Below are 18,891 nucleotides of genomic sequence, written 5' to 3'. Positions count from 1 at the left end.
AGACAGTCCGGTTCCGGCAGTGATCACTCTTCCCGGTAACCGCGCGACCGAACCACCATGATCAAGAGGATGACCAGGCCGATTCCCGCCAGACCGGCACCGATCAGCGCAATCGGGAGAACCCGGAACGTGTCGAGCACCTTCTGCTGCGCGGGCGCCTCGACGGTGGCCTCGAACGTGACCGTGACGACCACCGTGTACTGCTCCACGTCGCCGCCGATGTCGACCGTGCCGGGAATCGCCAACGGGGCGTTGCCCGGCACCGGGTCCAGTGCGCCGGTCACCGACACCGTGGCGTCCTTCGCCGCCGGCGCGACCGGTCGCTCGATCGTGCACTTCGTCGGATGCAGGAAACCCAGCGGCGCCGGCAGTGCGGCCTCACCGTTGTCGCCGTCGCTCAGGACGGCGCGGCCGGTCGAGCCGTCGGCGCAGTTGACGTCGAGGACCACGGCACCGGCGCGCCCGTCGACGCTGCCCGCGAAGCGCAGCGTCACCTGCAACCGCTGCGCCGACTCGAACATGTAGGTGGCGGTGCACTTCGCGGCGGGCTCACCGGCGGAGAGCGGCACGACGTCGGCACCGACGTCGGGCATGTCCTGCGACCGGCCGGGATCGCAGGCGAACGAGCTGAGCCGCCAACTGCCGTCCACTGTGGAGACCGGCGGGATCGGGGTGACGAGGTACTCGCCGAACGGCAGCGCCTGCGGCACGTCGCCCCGCGCGATCGCCGCGACGCCGGGACCGGTGGTCGTCGCGACGCCGGACCAGCCGGGCGCACCCTGCTTGAGCGGTGCCACGGCGAACGACGCCGCGCCGGTGCCGCCGACGGTCACACTGCGCAGCTCCAGGCCGCCGATCCTGCGGCTCACGCGGAGCGTGCAGTCGGTCGGCGTGCCGGTGGTGACGACCACGGTCACCGTCATGCCCTCGGGCTTGAGCTCGGTCTCGCCGCAGCCGACGCCGGTCAGGCTCCACAAGGCAGCCTCGCCGGGCGGCGGGGTCACGGTCACCGGATAGGCGCCCGGCAGCAGCGTCGCGAGGTCCGCACCCGTTGCCGCCGTCGCCGAGCCGTCGCCGGTCGGCGCCGCGGTCAACTGCCGGATGCCGCCCTCACCGGCCACCGCGAGGCCGAACGCGCCGCCCGGATTGTCGCCGAAAAGCCGCAGCGTGAGCCCGGGCGGTGCGGCGGGGGGCGTGTAGGTGAACGTGCACGTCACGATCTCGCCCGGGGCGAGCGTGACGGTGGCCGTGGCGGTGGGCAGGTCGGTGGTGGTGAGGCTGCGCCCGGCACCGCTCTTGCCGCAGCCGAGGTCGGTGAGCGTCCAACCGGCCGGAGTACGCGAGACGATCGTGGCCGGCTGGCCGCCGGAGCTGCGCACGAAGGTCGCATCGGTGGTGGTGTCGACGGAGATCCGCTTGTCGGCGGTGTAGCTGGGGCTCGCGTCGAAGGCGAACCGCTGCGGGTAGCCGGGGGCCTTGGCGGTGCGGGCCCGCACGACGAGCATGCCAGGTGCCGCGGCGGTCTTGACGTAGTAGGCGTAGCAGAAAACGTGCCGGACGCCGCTGGGGAAGCCGAGCCACTGGACGTTTCCGCCGGTGCGGCCGTCGGCGGCGCAGCGCAGCGCGCCGAAGCCGTATCCGGGCAGCGTCGCGGAGAGCAGCGGGTCGCCGGGGGTGCCGCCCTGGACCCACAACTGCCGCCGCGCCGCGGCCCGCGCCTGGTCGTCGGTCAGCCGCAGGGTCACCGCGCCGTCGATCATCGTGTCGGTCCGCTGGCCGTTGCCGTCGAGCAGCGGCACACCGGCGGCCGTGGCCCCGGAGTCGACGGCAGGGGTGGTGACCGCCGACAGCTGGCCCTTCTTCTCGTGGCCGGCGCCGAGCGAGAAGTGCCAGCCGTTCAGCGGCGCGCAGCCGGCGCTGTTGGCGGCCTCGACCGCCGGGTCGACGGCCTGGCCGTCGCGGTAGGCGTTGTCACGGCCGGGCGCCGACGGCGACTCCACGCGGTCGTCGCGGACGCGGTTGCCCATCACGCCGGCGAAGCTGTCGCAGGATCGCGCGACGAACGTCACGAGATAGTGCAGCGACGCGGAGATCGACGCGGGCGACTCCCCTTCCCGGGCACTCGACGGCGCAGCGGGCAGCAGTACGGCGAACAGCGCCGCGACGAACAACGTCGATGCAGCGCGAATCCGGACGTTTGTCAATGCGCCCCCCAATTCGCCATCGACTCCCGTTCCACCCGAGTATGCGCCGCTCAGGTGTGCGTATGCTCGCAGGACGCCAACGTTTCGGGAATTTGTACGGGAGGTCGCGTGAGCGAGGAGCCGCTGTTCAGGGTCGTGCGGGGCACTCCGACAGCCGAAGAGGTCGCGGCGATCGTGGGCGCGCTGTTCAGTCTCGCGCCGACCGCTCCCCCGGCCCGTCCGGCGCGTTCCCGGTGGCGGGAGAGCGCTCTGCCGGGTGCCCGTCCGCGCTGGCGCTAGTCGCGGCCTCCTCCGTGCCCGCACCACCGCGGCGGCGCGGGATCGTGATCGGCGGCAGGACCGGCCAGCGGCGGGCCTCCCGTTCGGCGAGCATCCGTTCGGCGTCGGCGAGCGACGGCACCTCGGCGACCAACTGCTGGCCGCACGACCGGCACATCAGCGCGGCCACCGGCACCCGGTCGTAGCAGAACGGGCAAGGCCGTTGGTCCAGCGACCGCCCGCGCTCGACGCCGATCCAGGTCATCAACTTGATGATCACGAAGAGCGCCACGGCCAGCAGGAGGAACTGCAGCAGGTCGTTGAGGAACACGCCGTACCTGATCGGCGTCTTGTGCACGGTGAACTGGAGCTCCTGGAAGTCGGGCTCGCCCACCACGGCGGCCACGGCCTGGAGGAAGAGGTTCGTCACGAACGACTGCATGAGCGTGGCGAAGGCCGACCCGATGATGAACCCGAGCGCCAGGTCCAGGACCGAGCCGCCGATCGCGATCGCCTTGAACTCCGCCCAGAGCTTCCGCATGGCGCGATGGTACGGACGAAGCGCTAGCGTTCTGACCCGTGAAGACGTTCATTCTCGCTTCAGCCAGCCCCGCTCGGCTGAAGCTGCTCCGGTCCGCCGGCCTGTCGCCACAGGTCATCGTCAGCGGCGTCGACGAGTCGGCCGTGGCCGCCGGTGACGCGGCCACCCTCGCCGGCACGCTCGCCGAGCTCAAGGCCCGCGCGGTGGCCACCCCGCTCGCCGGGCCCCTCGTCCTCGGCTGCGACTCGGTGCTCGCCTTCGACGGTGAGATCCTGGGCAAACCCGCCGACGCCGACGAGGCCACGCGGCGATGGAAGGCGATGCGCGGCCGGTCCGGGATCCTCTACACCGGGCACTGCCTGATCGACACGGCCACCGGCAGGGAGGCGTCGGCGACAGTCGGCACGACCGTGCACTTCGCCGAGCCGACCGACGAGGAGATCGCCGCCTACGTGGCGTCCGGGGAGCCGTTGCAGGTGGCCGGGGCGTTCACGATCGACGGGCTGGGCGGGCTGTTCGTCAAGGGTATCGAGGGAGACCACGGCAACGTGGTGGGGCTGTCGCTGCCGACGCTGCGCAACCTGCTCGCCTCGGTCGGCGTACCGGTCACCTCGCTCTGGTAGGCATGGTGGTATGACCAAGAAATCGCTCTCACTCAGCGACGAACTGCTCGCCTACGTCGTCGCCAACGGCAGCGAGCCCGACGAGCTCGTCCGGGACCTGATCGACGAGACGGCCCGGGTCCTGCCGGCCGACCAGGGCATGCAGATCGCCCAGGAGCAGGCGGCGTTCCTCACCCTGCTGACGAAGATCGCGGGCGTGCGGAACGCGGTCGAGATCGGCACCTTCACCGGCCTCTCGTCGATCGCCATCGCCCGCGGGCTCGCCGACGGCGGCCGGTTGATCTGCTTCGACGTCTCCGACGAGTTCACGAGCATCGCCCGGCGGTACTGGAAGCGCGCCGGCCTCGAGGACCGGATCGAGCTGCGGCTCGGCCCGGCCGCGCAGACCCTGGCCACGCTCCCCGCCGAGCCGCACCTCGATCTGGTGTTCATCGACGCCGACAAGACCGGGTATCTCGGCTACTGGCAGGAGGTCGTGCCGCGGATGCGCCCGGGCGGCCTGATCCTGGTCGACAACGTGCTCCGCCACGGCCGCGTCCTCGATCCCGACCCGTCCGACGCCGCGACGATCGCGATCCTCGAGTTCAACCGGTTCGTCCTGCAGGACGACCGGGTCGAGTCGATGCTCCTGCCGATCGCCGACGGCCTGACCATCGCCCGCCGCCGCTAACCGCGTTGATCTTGCAGTTATGGTGCCTCGACACTCCCGCCACGTCCCGGTTTGTCAGGCACCACAACTGCAGGATCAACACGAGGAGGGGGGAGGGTCGCGCGGTCCAGGCGGAACACCGCCACCGCTGACACCGCCACGAAGACCGGGACGAGCAGAAACGCCTTGTGCGGGCTCACCGTGTCGGCCAGCGCGCCCAGGGCGAACGGCGCCACCGCGAAGGCGATGCCGACCGCGAACGACGCCCGCGCGGCGGCGAGGTCGGGCTGGCCGTCGGAGTGCGCTAGGGCGAGCCCGATGCCGAGCGGGTAGTGCAGGCCGACACCCAGGCCGCAGACGAACAGCCCGCCCATCGCCGGCCACGGGACCGTCGCACCCCAGAAGATCAGAAAGCCGGCGAGCGACATCGCCAGCGCGGCGAGCAGCACCCGCGTGGGGCGGAAGATCAGCAGCATCCGGCCGCCGACCAGCCGGCCGGCGAGCATGCCGGCGATCAGCGTGGACACGGCCGCGGTCGCGACACCGGCGGAGACGCCGGCGTGGCTGCGCAGCACGTCGCTGCCCCACAGCGTCAGGCAGACCTCGATCGACCCGGTGGCGCAGAGGCTCGCGAACGCGAGCCAGTAGGTCCGCGGCAGGGGCCGGTGCCGCCGGCCGTCCGTCGTTTCGACGGGGATCGGCTCGGGTGCCCGTACACGTGCGAAGAACGCCAGCAGGATCACGGGAACCACCATGACCACCAGCCCGGTCCGCCAGCCCAGGCCGGCGCTGAAGCTGGCCCCGACGATCAGCGGCGCGATCAGCCCGACGACGGCCGCGGCGGCGTTGGCCTCGCTGATCGCGGCCGGGCCGGCGGCGCCGTGGTGGTCGGTGAGAGCCGAGTTGATGCCGTTGACGGCCAGCGCGCCGCCGAACGAGCCGAGTGTCGCGAACGTGAGCGTGAGCGCGAGATGGTGCGCGCCGAACATGCCGACCGCGGCCGCGCAGACCAGGGCCATCCCGAGCCAGATCAGCCGGTGCCGGCCGAGGCGGCGGGTCAGGGCCGGGAGGATCGCGCCGCCGATGATGCCGCCGACCGCGAATCCGGTGCCGTGCAGGCCGGCGAGCGTGCGGCTGATGTGCAACTCGTCCCGCAGCAACGGGGCCACCGGCCCGAATCCGTAGAGGAAGTAGCACCAGATGGCCAGTTGGAGATAGATGACCCAGGTGAGGCGGTCACGGACGAGACGGGGCACCGCCCGACGGTGTCATGGCCCCTTCCCGGGTGGAAGAGGCCATGACAGTGACGGCCATTACCGGTACAGCTAGCGGACGCCCTTCGCGAACGCCCGCGACGCCCAGATCACCGTAATCACGGTCAATCCGCCGATGACCAGTGCGGCCTGCCACACCGAGTCGGCACCCGGGTTGCCGGCGAAGAGCGCACGCACCCCGTCGACGGCCCACGAGAAGGGGTTCCAGTCGGCGACGACCTTCAGCCAGCGCGGAGCGAACGTGAGGGGCAGCAGGATGCCCGCGGTCAGCAGCAGCGGCTGCGAGATGGTGTTGAGCAGCGGGGCGAGCGCGTCCTCGCTGCGCAGTTTGAGGGAGATGGCGTACGAGAACGCGGAGAGCATCAGCGAGATGATCGCCATCAGGGCAAACGCGGCGATCACGTCGAGCACGTTGACCTTCAGCCCGAACCCCACCGCGATCAGCACGATGAGCAGGGCCTGGAACAACAGCGACACGACATCCCGCAGCGAGCGGCCGACCAGCAGCGCCAGCCGGCTGACCGGCGTGACCCGGCTGCGCTCGATGACCCCGGCGCGCAACTCGGCGATCAGGCCGAAGCCGGTGAACAGCGAACCGAACATCGCCAGCAGCACCAGCAGGCCGGGGACGAAGAGCTTGTACGCCTCGGCGTTGCTGTCCACGCCCAGCGCCGGCTTGAGCAGCGGGGCGAAAAGCAGCAGGTAGAACAGCGGTTGGATGACGCCGACGATCAGCCAGACCGGGTTGCGCAGCATGAGCTGCATCTGGCGCTGGAACACCAGCCAGGTGTCACGGAGGAACTTCATCGCTGGTCTCCTCAGCTCTCTCGCAGCGAGCGGCCGGTCTTGATCAGGAAGACGTCGTCGAGGCTGGGCCGGTGCAGTTCCATGGAGCCGAGCGTCACCCCCGCGTGGTCGAGCAGCCGCAGGATGTGCGGGATGGCGACGGCGCCCTCGTCGACGTAGAGGCGCAACTGGCCGGCCTTCTGCTCCAGGCTGCGCACGTAGTCCTGGTTCTGCAGCAGGTCGGCGGCGAAACTGGTGGATCCGTTGACCCCCACCGTCACGACGTCGCCGGCGACCTCGCGTTTCAAGGCGTCGACGGTGCCCTCGGTGACGATCTCGCCGTGATCCATGATCGCGATGCGGTCGCAGAGCGCGTCGGCCTCGTCGAGGTAGTGGGTGGTGATGAAGACCGTCATGCCCTCGTCGCGCAGCCGGCGGATCTCGTCCCACATGTGGGCCCGGCTCTGCGGGTCGAGGCCGGTGGTCGGCTCGTCGAGGAAGACGATCCTCGGCTCGTGGATGATGCCCAGCGCGATGTCGACCCGGCGGCGCTGGCCGCCGGAGTAGGTCTTGGTGCGGCGGTCCGCGTAGTCGGTGAGCTGGAACGCGTCGAGCGCCTTCGCCGCCCGCCGCTGGGCCTCCGCCTTGGGAATGCCGTAGAAGCGGGCCTGGAGGACCAGCTCCTCGCGCGCCGTGCTCTCGTCCCAGGTGCTGCCGCCCTGGGCCACGTAGCCGATCCGGCGCCGGACCTCACCCGGGTCCTTGAGCAGGTCGGCGCCGGCGATTTCGGCCTCGCCGCCGTCGGGCGTGATGAGCGTGGCGAGCATGCGCAGCGTCGTGGTCTTGCCGGCGCCGTTGGGGCCGAGGAACCCGAAGATCTCCCCTTCCTTGACGGAGAGATCCACCCCGCGGACCGCTTCGACGACCTTCGTCTCCCGACCTGCGCGGGAGCGGAACGACTTCCGCAGCCCCTTGGTCTCGATCATGTCGGTCTCCCTGTCTTCACATCAGCAAGGAGACCGTAACGCGATATAAATCGCGTGGTCAAGTTTTAATATGTCGCGTACTACTCATCTTCATCGTCGACCGGATCGCCGTACTGCACCCGGAGGCTCTTGCGCCACTCCTCGCTGTAGTCGCCCTCGGGCAGCTCGTTCACGTGCATACCCTCGCCGGCCTCGATCCGCGCGGCGATGTCGTGGCACCAGCGGGCCTCCGCCTCGCAGCGGAGCATGGTGAGCTCGAACTGCCAGCCGACGTGCGGCGGCTTGCTCGCGGACCACTCCTCGCCATGGTCGCGATAGGTCGCGGACCAACCCTCGAGCAGGCGCGCGCGGGCCCGCAGGGCGCCGGCCGCCTCGGCCCGCGGCAGCGACGGCAGGAACGAGAACGCGGCGAGGAAGGGGTCGACCGGCTCCCGGTACTCCCACCAGTACTTGCGCAGCAGCGCCTGATACTCGACCTCACCGTCCCTGGTCATCCGGTACCGCGTGCGGGCGGGGCGGTTGTTGACCTGCTCGGTGTCGACCTCCTCCAGGAGGCCCTCCTCGGCCATCTTGCGCAACGCGTGATAGATCGAGCCCGGCTGGACGTTGGCCCAGCTCTCCACGTTCCAACTGGTCAACTCCTTGCGGATGTCGTAGCCGTGGACGGGCTGGAGTTGCGACACCAGCCCCAGGATCATCAGACGCGTATTCGACACGACACAAGCGTAATAGGAAAACTTGACTAACGCCTCGCAGTGACTTTGTTGGCAAGGCCGGGTGCCGAACCAGGGCTTAGACTGCGCCGGAGGGTTGACCCAAGGGAGCGTTCAGCGTGCGCAAGGTTCTCATCGCCAACCGAGGCGAGATCGCCGTCCGCGTCATCCGTGCCTGCCGCGACGCGGGCCTGGGCAGCGTGGCGGTCTACGCGGACTCGGACCGCGATGCCCTGCACGCCCGCCTGGCCGACGAGGCATACGCGCTCGGCGGCGACACCGCGGCCGACTCCTACCTGCGCATCGACAAGCTCATCGACGCCTGCCGGAAGTCCGGCGCGGATGCGGTCCACCCCGGCTACGGCTTCCTGTCCGAAAACGCGGACTTCGCCCAGGCGGTCATCGACGCCGGCCTGACCTGGATCGGCCCGACCCCGCAGGCGATCCGCGACCTCGGCGACAAGGTGACCGCCCGCCACATCGCACAGCGCGCCGGTGCGCCGCTCGTGCCCGGCACCCCCGAACCGGTGCGGGACGCCGACGAAATCCTCGAGTTCGCCAGGACGTACGGTCTGCCCGTCGCGATCAAGGCCGCGTTCGGCGGCGGCGGGCGCGGCCTGAAGGTCGCCCGCACGCTCGAGGAGATCCCGGCGCTGTTCGAGTCGGCGACCCGGGAGGCGGTCGCGGCGTTCGGACGCGGCGAGTGCTTCGTCGAGCGGTACCTCGACCAGCCGCGCCACGTCGAGGCCCAGGTCCTCGCCGACCAGCACGGCAACGTCATCGTCGCGGGCACCCGCGACTGCTCCCTGCAGCGGCGCCACCAGAAGCTCGTCGAGGAGGCGCCCGCGCCGTTCCTCACCGATGCCCAGCGTGCCCAGATCCACGAGTCGGCCAAGGCGATCTGCCGGGAGGCCGGCTACCACGGCGCCGGCACCGTCGAATACCTCGTCGGCAACGACGGCACCATCTCCTTCCTCGAGGTCAATACCCGCCTCCAGGTCGAGCACCCGGTCACCGAGGAGACCACCGGCATCGACCTCGTCCGCGAGCAGTTCCGCGTCGCCGACGGCGAGAAGCTCCGCTTCGACGCCGACCCGACGCCGCGCGGGCACGCGATCGAGTTCCGCATCAACGGCGAGGACCCGGGCCGCAACTTCCTGCCCGCCCCCGGCACGGTGACGACGCTGACCCTGCCGACCGGCCCCGGTGTCCGCGTCGACACCGGCATCGAGTCGGGCAGCGTCATCGGCGGCAACTTCGACTCGCTGCTCGCCAAGGTCATCGTCGTCGGCGAGACCCGCGACCAGGCCATCGAGCGCGCCCGCCGCGCCCTGGACGAGATGGTCGTCGAGGGCATGGCGACCGCGCTGCCGTTCCACCGCGCGGTGCTGCGCGACCCGGCGTTCACCGATGCTCCGTTCCGGGTCCACACCCGCTGGATCGAGACGGAGTGGGTCAACGAGGTGCCGCCGTTCGCCGGCGCGGGTCAGGCCGCCGAGGAGCCCGAGCCCCGCTCGACGGTCGTGGTGGAGGTCGGCGGAAAGCGGTTGGAGGTCACGCTGCCCTCCGGCTTCGGTACGACCAGTGCCCCCGCCCAGTCGGCGCCGCGTCGCCGGTCGGCCTCGAAGAAGCAGTCCGGCGCCGCCGGCGGGGACTCGCTGACCAGCCCGATGCAGGGCACGATCGTCAAGATCGCGGTGGCCGAGGGCGACACGGTCGCGGAGGGCGACCTGATCGTCGTCCTGGAGGCGATGAAGATGGAGCAGCCGCTGAACGCCCACAAGGCGGGCGTGGTGACCGGCCTGAGCGCCAAGGTCGGCGAGGTCGTCTCCGCCGGCGCGGTGATCACCGAGATCAAGTAGGCATCAGGCCGCGTGGGCGCCGGTCCGCACGTTCAGGGCGACGGCGACCACCGCGGTGCCGTATGCACACAGTTCCACCCATGTGTTGGTGACGTCCCGGTGGTCGAACCGCATGCCGACGATGGCGTTGGCACCACGGTGCTCGGCCGCCGCGACCATCTGCCCGACGGCGCGAGACCGCGTCTGCACGAGGAACTGCGACATGTCCGCCCCGGGGCCGCCTTCGGTGGACCGGATGCCGGCCGCGAACGGGTTGCGCGAGGTCGCCACCACGCCCAGTACCTCGCCGAGCACCGTGGTGATCTCGTATCCGGGGAGCCCTTCAGTGGTAACAACCAGCACGAATAAACTGTATGCATATATGTACGGCTACGTGTGGATCTAGGCGGAACCACCCGATTCTTCGTCCAGTGCTGGAGAATGGATGCCCCGTTTTCCCGTCCTGACGCAGGCCGGAAGGGCGACTTGAATGGCGGTCCGCGGCTGGAACTCGTGTCGAGCGGTGCCGGGCCGCAGAGCCGGGCCGCGGCGTCCGTGGCCCCGCGGTGCGGGGCCGGCCGCGCTCCGCGCTTGGCCCGACCCGGGTTCCTTGATCATCTGAAACATCTGGCTGTCCAGGCAGCCCGAAGTTTCCCTCGATCTACGAACCGCAGCCACACCACCCCGGCCAGACTCAACCGCCGCACCCATGATCGCGAACGGATCGCGATCACGGCCACAAACCGGCCGGAACCGACGACGACAACCCATCGCTCATGATCGCGGAGGCTCCGCGGGACTCGTGACAGTCCCGGCTCCGCCGCGACCGCAATCGCGAGTGCCGCGGCTGGGCGCGGTCGGGCGGTTCGGCCACCGCTTCATGATCGCGGAGCGTTGGTGCACCCCTGGAGCCTGTTGCGTAATTCGCTGGGACGGCGTTGGCGGCCCAACTACGCGCCGATCTTGGAGTTGTGGCGCCATGAACCTCCGAATTTGTCCGGGTTTGTCAAGGACCACAACTCCAAGATCGGCGCGGTTGTCGGGGTTGACGCGCGAGGGATCCGAATTACGCGACAGGCTCCAGGGGTGCACAAACGCTCCGCGATCATGAAACTGGCCGCTCGGTCCCGCGCGCTTCGTCCCGGCGCTTGGCCATGATTGCGGCAAGTTCGCGATCACGTGTGCTGATTCCCCTGTAGGGGCGCAGCGGTCGACGTCGGTCGCCGCCGTGGCGGACGCGACCAAGAACGTCGGTCTTGGTCGAAGCCCACGGCCAGGGTCACTTGCCGGGGCAGCCAGGTCCTTCCAACGATCAAGACTGACTAGCCGGCGCGCCGAAGCCCGGTCGGCCGAGCCCGCCGGACCGAGCCCGCCGGACCAAGCCAGACCGCGCCAGCCGGACCAGCCGAGCCAACCGAGCCAACCGAGCCAACCGGACCACGCCGGACCACGCCGGACCACGCCGGACCACGTCAGCTGGGTCCGGGCTGGGTCCGGGCTGGGTCCGGGCTGGATCCGGGCTGGATCCGGGCTGGGTCCGGGCTGGATCCGGGCTGGGTCCGGGCTGGATCCGGGCTGGGTCCGGGCTGGGTCCGGGCTGGGTCAGCCGCGGCCTGGCTCTGCTGCCGACGTCGGCGTGATGCCCGCAGCGAAGCGGAACAGGTCCGCGTCGCTCAAGGTTGCCGCGCCTCCGGACTGGATCACCAGCGACCGGCCGTTGTCCAGCCGTACCTGGAGCGTCGTGGCCTCCGCGGTCTTCACCAGGCTTCCGGAGCGCGAACCCACGCGGACCGCCGTCCCCGACGGCGGGGAACCGGCCTCGACGGCATCCAGCATGACGGCGATCTTGTCCGTGAAGGCGTGGCCGGCGGGGACACCCGGTGGGCAGAATGTCACGACACCCGGTGTGATGTTGTCGACCGTGTAGCCGGCCGGCATCAGCGTGAACGTGAACGGTGCCGGCGCGGCCAGCGGGTCGGCGCGCAGCGCCTCGGCGTAGGCCAGCAGGCGGTCCGGCGCCACGGCCCTCGGCTCGGTGCGCAGCTCCACCCAGGTGGACGCGTCCTCCTGCCACACCAGTGACCGCTGTGGTCCGGCGTTGACATCGTCCCAGGTCCAGTCGATCAGCGTTCCCGCGTGGCCGCGGACCGTCGCCGGGCCGGACGTCGCCGTCGTTCCCGGCGGCAGCTGCGGCCTCGTCGGGCTCACGGTCAGCGTGGCCATGGCGCCGTCCCCGCCGTCGAGCTGCTGGCGCAGCGTCGGGAGGCCGGCCGCCCGCCAGACCGTCGGGTCGCTGTAGCCGTCGCTCGTCGGCGGGGTGAACGGGAACGTGACGGTGGCCGGCACGGTCGAGTCGACCAGCGTCTGCTGGGTCTGCGGCGGGGCGCTCACCGCGGACGGGGTCGCGTCCCGTGCCCGCGTGAAGGGCACGGCGGCGACGAGGATCGCCGCGGCCGTGGACGCGACCACCAGGCGGCGGCGCCGGCGGCGGGTCGACTCGGTCTCGACCGCCGCGAGCATGGCCAGGCCCGCCGGCGCGTCGTCGGCGTGGCGCTGCAGCACGTCGCGCAGGCGCTCTTCGACGTCGTGGTTCATGTCTGCCCTCCCGGCAGTCGAACGGGCGTGAGCGCCGCCCGGAGTCGTTGCAACGCATGGAACGCATGGACCCGCACCGTGGCAGGCGAGCAGCCGAGCAGCCGCGCGATCTCGGCGTCGGGGAGATCTTCGTAGTACCGCAGGACGATCACGGCACGCTGCGACCGCGGCAGCGTGCGGAGCAGCGACCACATCTCGTCGGCGTCGGCCAGGCGGTCGGAGAGGTCGCCGGCCAGCGGGACGTCGGGCGGCTCGGCGATCGGCCGTTCGGTGAACGAGCGGCGGCGCCGCCACGACAGGAACTGCCGGAGGATGGCCTGCCGCACGTACGGCTCCGGGCCGGCGTCACCGACGATGCCGCCCCACCGCCGGTGTGCCTTGACCAGCGCCTCCTGCGTCAGGTCCTCGGCAAGGTGGCGATCGCCGGTGAGCAGATAGCCGAAACGCAGCAGCGCGGCCGTGCGGCTGACCACGAACTCCGCGAAGTCGATGTGCATGCACAACCCCCTCCACCCGGGTAGACGAGCCCACGTGGCCCCGGCGTTTATGGGTCCTTGGGAGTCGGATCGTCGTACTGCCCGGAGCGCCCGTTGTAGGGCCGGCCGTCGACGATCGGCCAGGGATTCGGCAGGCAGCCGTGCATGCCCAGCGTCTGCTGCTGCATCACCGGCGCGGGGCGGCCCGGCCCGGGGCAGAGCTCGTGCCCACGGCCCAGCCGGTGGCCGGTCTCGTGGTTGACGACGTACTGCCGGTAGGCCGTCAGGTCACCGCCGAAGTCGGGCACGCCGCGCGCCCAGCGTGCCACGTTGACGATGACGCCGTTGCCGTTGCGGCAGGAGGTGTACCGGTCGTAGCCGTTGTCGCACAGCTCGTCGCGGGTCGCCGGGGTGGCTAGGTAGATCGTGAAGTCGTATCGCTCCCCCGCACCGGCACGGCGCAGCCGCCACTGCCCGGTGCCGGTCCAGCCGCGCGGGTCGGCGAAGATCTCGGCGACCGCGGCGCCGAACTCCGCCGCGGAGACGCCGGTGATGTCCGACTCGACGCCGACCCGGTAGGCCAGCAGCCGGCCGGAGGCACCGGCGACCGGCCCGGCCGTGGCCAGGAAGTCGAACCGCCCGCTGCCGGCCGCCGGGTACCGGATCTCCGGCGGAGCCGAGGACACCTCCACGGAGGGGACGGGAGCCGGCATGGAGGAGACGGGAGCCGGCGAAGAGGAGGAGGCGGCGGTCGGCGGGGACGAGGAGAAGGACGGTGATGTGGAGCAGGCCGCCAGCAGCAGCACCAGCACCACACCACCGATCCGAACGATCTTCACACCCGTACTGACGCCCCCACCGCACCGAAGTATTTAGTCCAGCGGTGGACGGCATTCGGCGGCCAGCACCGACAGCGCCTCGGCGACCGGCAGCACCCGCACCGCGCCGGATCCGCGGTACCGCAGCGAGACGGTCCCGTCGGCGGCCTCCTGCGCACCGATCACGGCCACGAACGGCACCTTCCGGGCCGCGCGGATCCGCGCGCCGAGGCTTCCGCCGTACGACTCCTCGATCCGCAGATCCAGGGCACGGCACCGGTCGGCGAAGGACCGGCTCGACACGTCCCCGACCGGGAGGACCGCGACCTGCACGGGTGCGTACCAGGCCGGGAACGCCCCGTCGTGCACCTCGATGAGGTGGGCGAACAGCCGCTCCATGCTGCCCACGGCGCTGCGGTGCACCATGACCGGACGCCGCCGCTCGCCGGAGGCGTCCACATAGGACAGATCAAACCGGGCAGGCTGGAAGTGGTCCACCTGGACGGTCGCCAGGGTGCCCTCGCGTCCGGCGTGGTCGACGAGCTGCACGTCGATCTTCGGGCCGTAGAAGGCCGCCTCGCCGGGAACCTCCACATAGGACACTCCGGCCGCCGCGAGCGCGTCGCGCAGCACGGCGGTCGCACGCGACCACATCGGCGGATCGTCCACGTACTTGTCGCCGTCGCCGCGCAACGACAGCCGGTACGACGACGGCACGAAACCCAGCGCCGCGTGCGCGACCCGCATCAGCCGCAGCGCGGCGACCACCTCGTCGAGCACCTGTTCCGGGGCGCAGAAGACGTGCCCGTCATTGAGCGAGATGGCGCGTACGCGCGAGAGCCCGCCCAGCACACCGGAGCGCTCGGCACGGTACATGCCCCCGATCTCCCCGATCCGCAGCGGCAGTTCCCGATACGACCGCCCGCGCGCGTTGAACACCGCCGCGTGGTGCGGGCACAGGCTCGGCCGCATCACGAACACGTCGTGCTCGCTGACCGCCATCGGCGGGAACATGTCGTCGCCGAAATGCGGCAGATGGCCCGACCGCTCGTACATCTCCACCTTGGCCAGCGGCGGTGAATACACGTGCTGGTAGCCGTGGCGGCGCTCCAGTCCGTGCACGTAGTCCTCGACGGCGCGCCGGGCCGCGGCTCCCGCCGGCAGCCACAACGGCAGCCCTGCGCCGACGAGCGGGTCGGAGTGGAAAAGCCCGAGTTCCCGGCCGAGTTTTCGATGGTCCTGCATAAAAAGCTCCTCCAGAGGATGTCGTACCTCGGGGAGCGCGCGACGGCAGGCATAAAAAGCTCCGGAGCGCAGCGCCCCGGAGCACGAGCTGAAACGAAATGCGTCAGCGCCGCCGGGGAAGGCCCGGCGTCGTCGTCACCATGAAGGTGGACCGTGCGCTACGACTCACGCGTCGAGAATAGCGCGGCGCAGCGCCGGCGGCGCTACGGTTTCCAGGCCATCAGGTTGGCGAAGAGCTCGGCCTGCTCGATCGCGTCGTCCAGGGCGTGGTGCGTGTGCCGGCGCTTCGACAGCAGGTGCTTGGGCATCCGCCCCTTGACGGCGGCGCCGATCGGCACGCCGGCGCGCACGGCGTAGAACGTCTTCATGTCCAGGCAGCCGGAGTGGCCGAAGATGCTCTCGCCGGTGAACCTCAGCAGGTACCAGTAGAGGAACATCCAGTCGAAGACGGCCGGATACGCCACGATCACCGGCCGGTCGGCGCCCGCCGTGCGGGAGACCCAGGCGGTCAGCTCGGCCATCGCCGTGGCCGGGTCGGCGCCGTCGCGCAGCAGCGTCTCCCGGTCGAGCCCGGACACGGCCAGCGCCTCCGGCACGAAGTCGTCGCTGATCGGGCGCAGCTCGCGGTAGAAGGTGTCGGCGGCCGGGTCGGCGGCGGTGAACGTGCCGTCGAAGCGCCCGGCGACCGCGAGCCCGACGCTCACCATCGAATACGGCCCCGGTATCGGGCCGTCGGCTTCCACATCCAGGGAGAAGTAGACGTCGGCGCGCACACGGTGACCATACGTGAATCTACGATCGGAGTCGTGGACGATTCGTTCGCCGCCGTCGTGGCCCGGCTGTACGCGGCGCCCCCGGAGGACTTCGTCGCGCTGCGCACCGAGGAGGTCGCCCGCGCGCGGAAGGCCCGTGACACGCGGCTGGCCGCCGCGATCGCCAAGCTGCGCAAGCCGACGGTCGCCGCGTGGCTGGTCAACCTCGTGGCGCACGAGCGGCCGGACCTGGTCGAGGAGCTGCTCGAGCTGGCCGAGGAGCTGCGCACGGCCCAGCGCGAGCTGCGGGGTGCCGAGCTGCGGGAGCTGTCGACCCGGCGCCGGGCGACCGTCGGCGCGCTGGCCCGGGAGGCCGCGAAACTGGCCGGCCCGGGGCGGGGCAACCTGCCGTTGACCGAGGTGGAGAACACGTTCGCGGCGGCGCTCGCGGATCCCGAGGTGGCAGCGGCGGTACGGGAGGGAAGCCTCACCAAGGCCCTGGAGTACACCGGCTTCGGCGAGACACCGCGTCCACAGCTCCGGCTGGTGCACGGCTCCGGCGACGCCGCTCCCGCTTCCGCCACTGTTCGCCAGATCCGGTCGGCGCCGACGGACGACGAGCGTGAGCGCCGCGCCGAGGCCCGCCGCAAGGAGGAGGAGCGCCGCCAGGCCGAGGAGGAACACGCCCGGGTGGTCCGCCAGGCCCGTCGCGAGCTGATGACCGCGCTGCAACAGCTGTCGGACGCCGAGACGGCAAAATCGGAGGCCGAGAAGCAGGTGGCGGCGGCGGCGAAGGCGATAGCGCTGGCAGAGAAGCGGGTGGCGCTGGCCCAGGCCGCACTGTCCGACCTTGGTCCCCCCGCCCGTTGACCTTGATAAATTACAGCGTGCCACGAACGAGTGGCTTCACCGTGATCCATACGGGAGGGCAGAATGGCCCGGTGACTCCCGAGCAGGCGGCCGCGGCGGCGAAGCAGGCGGTGCTGGTCCTGGGCGGCGCTTTCAGTGACGACCCCAAAACCATGCGCCGGGCCCGCCAGATCGGGCTGACCGGCTGGGCCTTCTACGTGGCCGGGCGGGGCGGCGCCCTCGGTGACGTGCGCGCCGACACCGTCGCGGCCGCGCTGGGCTTCATCGCGCCCGAGGCCGTGCAGGACGGCTGGGACGCCGCACGCAAGGTCGCCCCACCCGAGCAGATCGCCGCCGACAACCTCGACGAGTGCTGCCGCTGGGGGCGTGAGCACCTCGAGAGTTTCTACGCACTGCCCAAGCTGGTCGAGCTCGCCGAGCGGGTCGTGGTGAGCGCCGAGACGGCCGGCATGCCGCTGTTCGCCGCCTGGCGGGCCATGCCGCTGCCCGACGACTCGCCGGGTGCCCGGGCCGCGGTGCTGGCCCACCTCATGCGCGAGCACCGCGGGGCAGCTCATCTGCTCGCGATCCGGGCCAGCGGCCTGAGCCCGCTGGAGGCCATCATCGCCGGGCCCGAGGGTGAGGCGGGGGCGACCGCGTTCGGGTGGCAGCCGCCCTACCCCGCGTATGAGCCACTGGTACGCCGCCGCAGCTGGGCCGAGGCGCTGACCGACCGCATCGCCGGTGAGGCGTTCCGGGCGCTGGGCCCGGCCGAACGGATCGAACTCGTCAACCTGCTCGACGCGGCGGTGACGTCGGTGAAGGAGGCATTGCCGTCATGACGGGGCTTCAGGGGCTGCCCGGCTGGACCGTCCGTGGGTGCTCGCTGCACGACGTCCCCGCCATCCTGGCGATCACCAGGGCCGGCGACATCGCCGCGCTCGGCGAGCCCGACTGGTCGGAGGACGAGATCGTGACGACCCTCACGGCGCCCAACCAGGATCCCGCGGTCGACATGTGGCTGGCCTTCGACCCGTCCGGCGAGGCGGTCGCGTGGGCGTACGTCGACAACCCCCAGCGCGGCACCCGCGACAACGTCGAGGTCTACGGCACACCCGAGCGCGGGTGGCCCGCCTACGGCCCGCTGCTCGACCTGGCGCTGCCACGCGTCGCCGAGCGGGCACGCGACGCCGGGCACGCCGAGGTGACGCTCCGGGCGGGGACACTCGCCGTCGAGACCGCCTATGTGGCCGTACTGCAGGAGAAGGGGTTCCGGTTCGTGAAACGGCACGCCCGGATGCGCCGCGTGCTGACCGGGCAGGAGCAGGCGCCCGAGGGCCTCGACATCCGTCCCGTGCTGGCCGGCGACGACGCCGAGATGCGGCGGTTCCACGAGGTGCTCGAGTCGGCGTTCGCCGACACGCCCGACTACCAGCCGACGTCGTACGACGACTGGCGTGAGGCGCTGCGCCGGCTGCCGTCGGTGAGCTTCGACGAGTGGTTCGTCCACCTGGCGGACGGCGAGGTCGTCGGTGTCCTCCAGTCGGCCGACCAGGCGGTCGAGCACAACGAGGGCTGGGTCAAGAACCTGGCCGTGCTCCGCCCGCACCGCAAGGCCGGCGTCGGCGGCGCACTGCTGCGGACGGCCTTCGCGGCGTATGCGGCGAAGGGCCGCACGTCGGCCGGCCTGGGTGTCGACCTGACCAACCCCACCGGGGCCTACGACCTCTACACCCGGGTGGGCATGACCGTGACGTTCGCCGCCGACATGTACGAGCGGCAGGTCACGGCATAGCCGTCTTGGTCGGCCGGGAGCGCAGCTCCTCCAGGTAGTCCGCCGGGGCGCCGGCCTTCGCGGCGGCGTTGGCGATCTCGGCGAGATACCACGCGGTGGGCAGGCCGCCCTCGTAGCCGTTGAAGACGTAGACCCACGCGGTGTCCTCGCCGTCGAGCGTGGCGACGCGCAGATGAAGCTTCTGGTACGTGCCGGAGAGCGCCCCCTCGACCTCGTCGAGCTGCTTCTCGTCGTTGGGGTGCACGTCGTAGAGCGCGACGAAGACCCGATCGCCGGGTGATTCGACGATCGTGGTGACCGAGCCCTCCCAGCCGAGGATGTCCTCGCCGGCAAAGGTGAGACGCCAGCCTTCCAGCCAGCCCGTGCCGGTCATCGGCGAATACGGACAGTAGGCCCGCATGCGGGCAGGGTCAAGGTTCGAGCCATACGCGGCGTAATGACGCACGGCGATGACGATAGACCCGACCGGGTGTACGAGAGAATACT

The 18,891-nt window shown here is 71.1% G+C and carries 19 protein-coding genes and 1 pseudogene; 7 read left to right on the top strand and 13 right to left on the bottom strand.

Annotated features, from left to right (window positions below):
* Positions 1-23 precede the first annotated feature (23 nt).
* A complete protein-coding gene (locus tag Dfulv_RS05295) occupies positions 24-2,171 on the bottom strand; it encodes a prealbumin-like fold domain-containing protein (RefSeq protein ID WP_259869894.1) in 2,148 nt (715 codons plus the stop codon).
* Between the two features lie 141 nt (positions 2,172-2,312).
* On the opposite strand from Dfulv_RS05295, the gene Dfulv_RS48745 reads away from it, so the two are divergent.
* On the top strand, positions 2,313-2,483 hold the full coding sequence (locus Dfulv_RS48745; protein ID WP_406567934.1) for an acyl-CoA carboxylase subunit epsilon: 171 nt from the start codon (positions 2,313-2,315) through the stop codon (positions 2,481-2,483).
* 283 nt (positions 2,484-2,766) lie between these two features.
* Here Dfulv_RS48745 and Dfulv_RS48740 read toward each other — a convergent pair.
* Positions 2,767-3,003: pseudogene (locus Dfulv_RS48740) on the bottom strand (MscL family protein); the annotation flags it as partial.
* A gap of 38 nt (positions 3,004-3,041) precedes the next feature.
* Between Dfulv_RS48740 and Dfulv_RS05280 the strand changes: the two are divergent.
* Both Dfulv_RS05280 and Dfulv_RS05275 read left to right on the top strand, forming a co-directional pair.
* Complete coding sequence (locus Dfulv_RS05280) at positions 3,042-3,626, top strand: Maf family protein (protein ID WP_259861483.1); 585 nt, start codon at positions 3,042-3,044, stop codon at positions 3,624-3,626.
* A 10-nt stretch (positions 3,627-3,636) separates the two neighbouring features.
* Positions 3,637-4,296: an O-methyltransferase gene (locus Dfulv_RS05275; RefSeq protein WP_259861482.1), complete on the top strand. Its 660-nt coding sequence runs from the start codon at positions 3,637-3,639 to the stop codon at positions 4,294-4,296.
* A 17-nt stretch (positions 4,297-4,313) separates the two neighbouring features.
* On the opposite strand, the gene Dfulv_RS05270 is transcribed toward Dfulv_RS05275, so the two are convergent.
* The 4 genes from Dfulv_RS05270 to Dfulv_RS05255 all read right to left on the bottom strand — a co-directional run bounded on the left by Dfulv_RS05270 (position 4,314) and on the right by Dfulv_RS05255 (position 8,037).
* Entirely contained in the window at positions 4,314-5,531 is a 1,218-nt protein-coding gene (locus Dfulv_RS05270) for an MFS transporter (RefSeq protein ID WP_259861481.1), read from the bottom strand.
* Between the two features lie 69 nt (positions 5,532-5,600).
* Positions 5,601-6,356, bottom strand: a complete 756-nt coding sequence (locus tag Dfulv_RS05265) for an ABC transporter permease (RefSeq protein ID WP_259861479.1) — start codon at positions 6,354-6,356, stop codon at positions 5,601-5,603.
* An 11-nt stretch (positions 6,357-6,367) separates the two neighbouring features.
* The gene (locus Dfulv_RS05260) at positions 6,368-7,321 is read right to left on the bottom strand and encodes an ATP-binding cassette domain-containing protein (RefSeq protein ID WP_259861477.1); all 954 of its coding nucleotides are present in this window, start codon (positions 7,319-7,321) and stop codon (positions 6,368-6,370) included.
* 80 nt (positions 7,322-7,401) lie between these two features.
* Positions 7,402-8,037 carry a PadR family transcriptional regulator gene (locus Dfulv_RS05255; protein ID WP_259861476.1) on the bottom strand — a complete coding sequence of 212 codons (636 nt, stop codon included), beginning with the start codon at positions 8,035-8,037 and terminating at the stop codon, positions 7,402-7,404.
* A 116-nt stretch (positions 8,038-8,153) separates the two neighbouring features.
* Between Dfulv_RS05255 and Dfulv_RS05250 the strand changes: the two genes are divergently transcribed.
* Entirely contained in the window at positions 8,154-9,896 is a 1,743-nt protein-coding gene (locus Dfulv_RS05250) for an acetyl/propionyl/methylcrotonyl-CoA carboxylase subunit alpha (RefSeq protein ID WP_259861475.1), read from the top strand.
* A 3-nt stretch (positions 9,897-9,899) separates the two neighbouring features.
* On the opposite strand, the gene Dfulv_RS05245 is transcribed toward Dfulv_RS05250, so the two are convergent.
* From Dfulv_RS05245 to Dfulv_RS05220, 6 genes are all read right to left on the bottom strand, one after another.
* On the bottom strand, positions 9,900-10,238 hold the full coding sequence (locus Dfulv_RS05245) for a YbjQ family protein (protein ID WP_259861474.1): 339 nt from the start codon (positions 10,236-10,238) through the stop codon (positions 9,900-9,902).
* Between the two features lie 1,239 nt (positions 10,239-11,477).
* Positions 11,478-12,470: a hypothetical protein gene (locus Dfulv_RS05240; protein WP_259861473.1), complete on the bottom strand. Its 993-nt coding sequence runs from the start codon at positions 12,468-12,470 to the stop codon at positions 11,478-11,480.
* A complete protein-coding gene (locus Dfulv_RS05235; RefSeq protein ID WP_259861472.1) occupies positions 12,467-12,967 on the bottom strand; it encodes a SigE family RNA polymerase sigma factor in 501 nt (166 codons plus the stop codon). The genes Dfulv_RS05240 and Dfulv_RS05235 overlap by 4 nt, the downstream gene beginning before the upstream one ends.
* Positions 12,968-13,014: 47 nt before the next feature.
* Positions 13,015-13,785, bottom strand: coding sequence for a DUF3152 domain-containing protein (locus Dfulv_RS05230; protein WP_259861471.1), 771 nt, complete (start codon positions 13,783-13,785; stop codon positions 13,015-13,017).
* Positions 13,786-13,818: 33 nt separating this feature from the next.
* Complete coding sequence (gene thrS, locus Dfulv_RS05225; protein ID WP_259861470.1) at positions 13,819-15,009, bottom strand: threonine--tRNA ligase; 1,191 nt, start codon at positions 15,007-15,009, stop codon at positions 13,819-13,821.
* Between the two features lie 203 nt (positions 15,010-15,212).
* Positions 15,213-15,782 carry a 3'-5' exonuclease gene (locus Dfulv_RS05220; protein WP_259861469.1) on the bottom strand — a complete coding sequence of 190 codons (570 nt, stop codon included), beginning with the start codon at positions 15,780-15,782 and terminating at the stop codon, positions 15,213-15,215.
* A 33-nt stretch (positions 15,783-15,815) separates the two neighbouring features.
* Between Dfulv_RS05220 and Dfulv_RS05215 the strand changes: the two genes are divergently transcribed.
* From Dfulv_RS05215 to Dfulv_RS05205, 3 genes are all read left to right on the top strand, one after another.
* A complete protein-coding gene (locus Dfulv_RS05215; RefSeq protein ID WP_259861468.1) occupies positions 15,816-16,631 on the top strand; it encodes a TolC family protein in 816 nt (271 codons plus the stop codon).
* Between the two features lie 71 nt (positions 16,632-16,702).
* A complete protein-coding gene (locus Dfulv_RS05210) occupies positions 16,703-17,452 on the top strand; it encodes an SCO6745 family protein (RefSeq protein ID WP_259861467.1) in 750 nt (249 codons plus the stop codon).
* Positions 17,449-18,405: a GNAT family N-acetyltransferase gene (locus Dfulv_RS05205; protein WP_259861466.1), complete on the top strand. Its 957-nt coding sequence runs from the start codon at positions 17,449-17,451 to the stop codon at positions 18,403-18,405. The genes Dfulv_RS05210 and Dfulv_RS05205 overlap by 4 nt, the downstream gene beginning before the upstream one ends.
* On the opposite strand, the gene Dfulv_RS05200 is transcribed toward Dfulv_RS05205, so the two are convergent.
* Positions 18,395-18,850 (bottom strand): gamma-glutamylcyclotransferase family protein, encoded by a 456-nt coding sequence (locus Dfulv_RS05200; RefSeq protein ID WP_259861465.1) that lies wholly within the window; start codon positions 18,848-18,850, stop codon positions 18,395-18,397. The genes Dfulv_RS05205 and Dfulv_RS05200 overlap by 11 nt on opposite strands.
* Positions 18,851-18,891: the final 41 nt, after the last annotated feature.

Source organism: Dactylosporangium fulvum (assembly GCF_025137375.1).
Lineage (GTDB): Bacteria > Actinomycetota > Actinomycetes > Mycobacteriales > Micromonosporaceae > Dactylosporangium > Dactylosporangium fulvum.
This window is presented reverse-complemented; position numbering and strand designations above follow the sequence as displayed.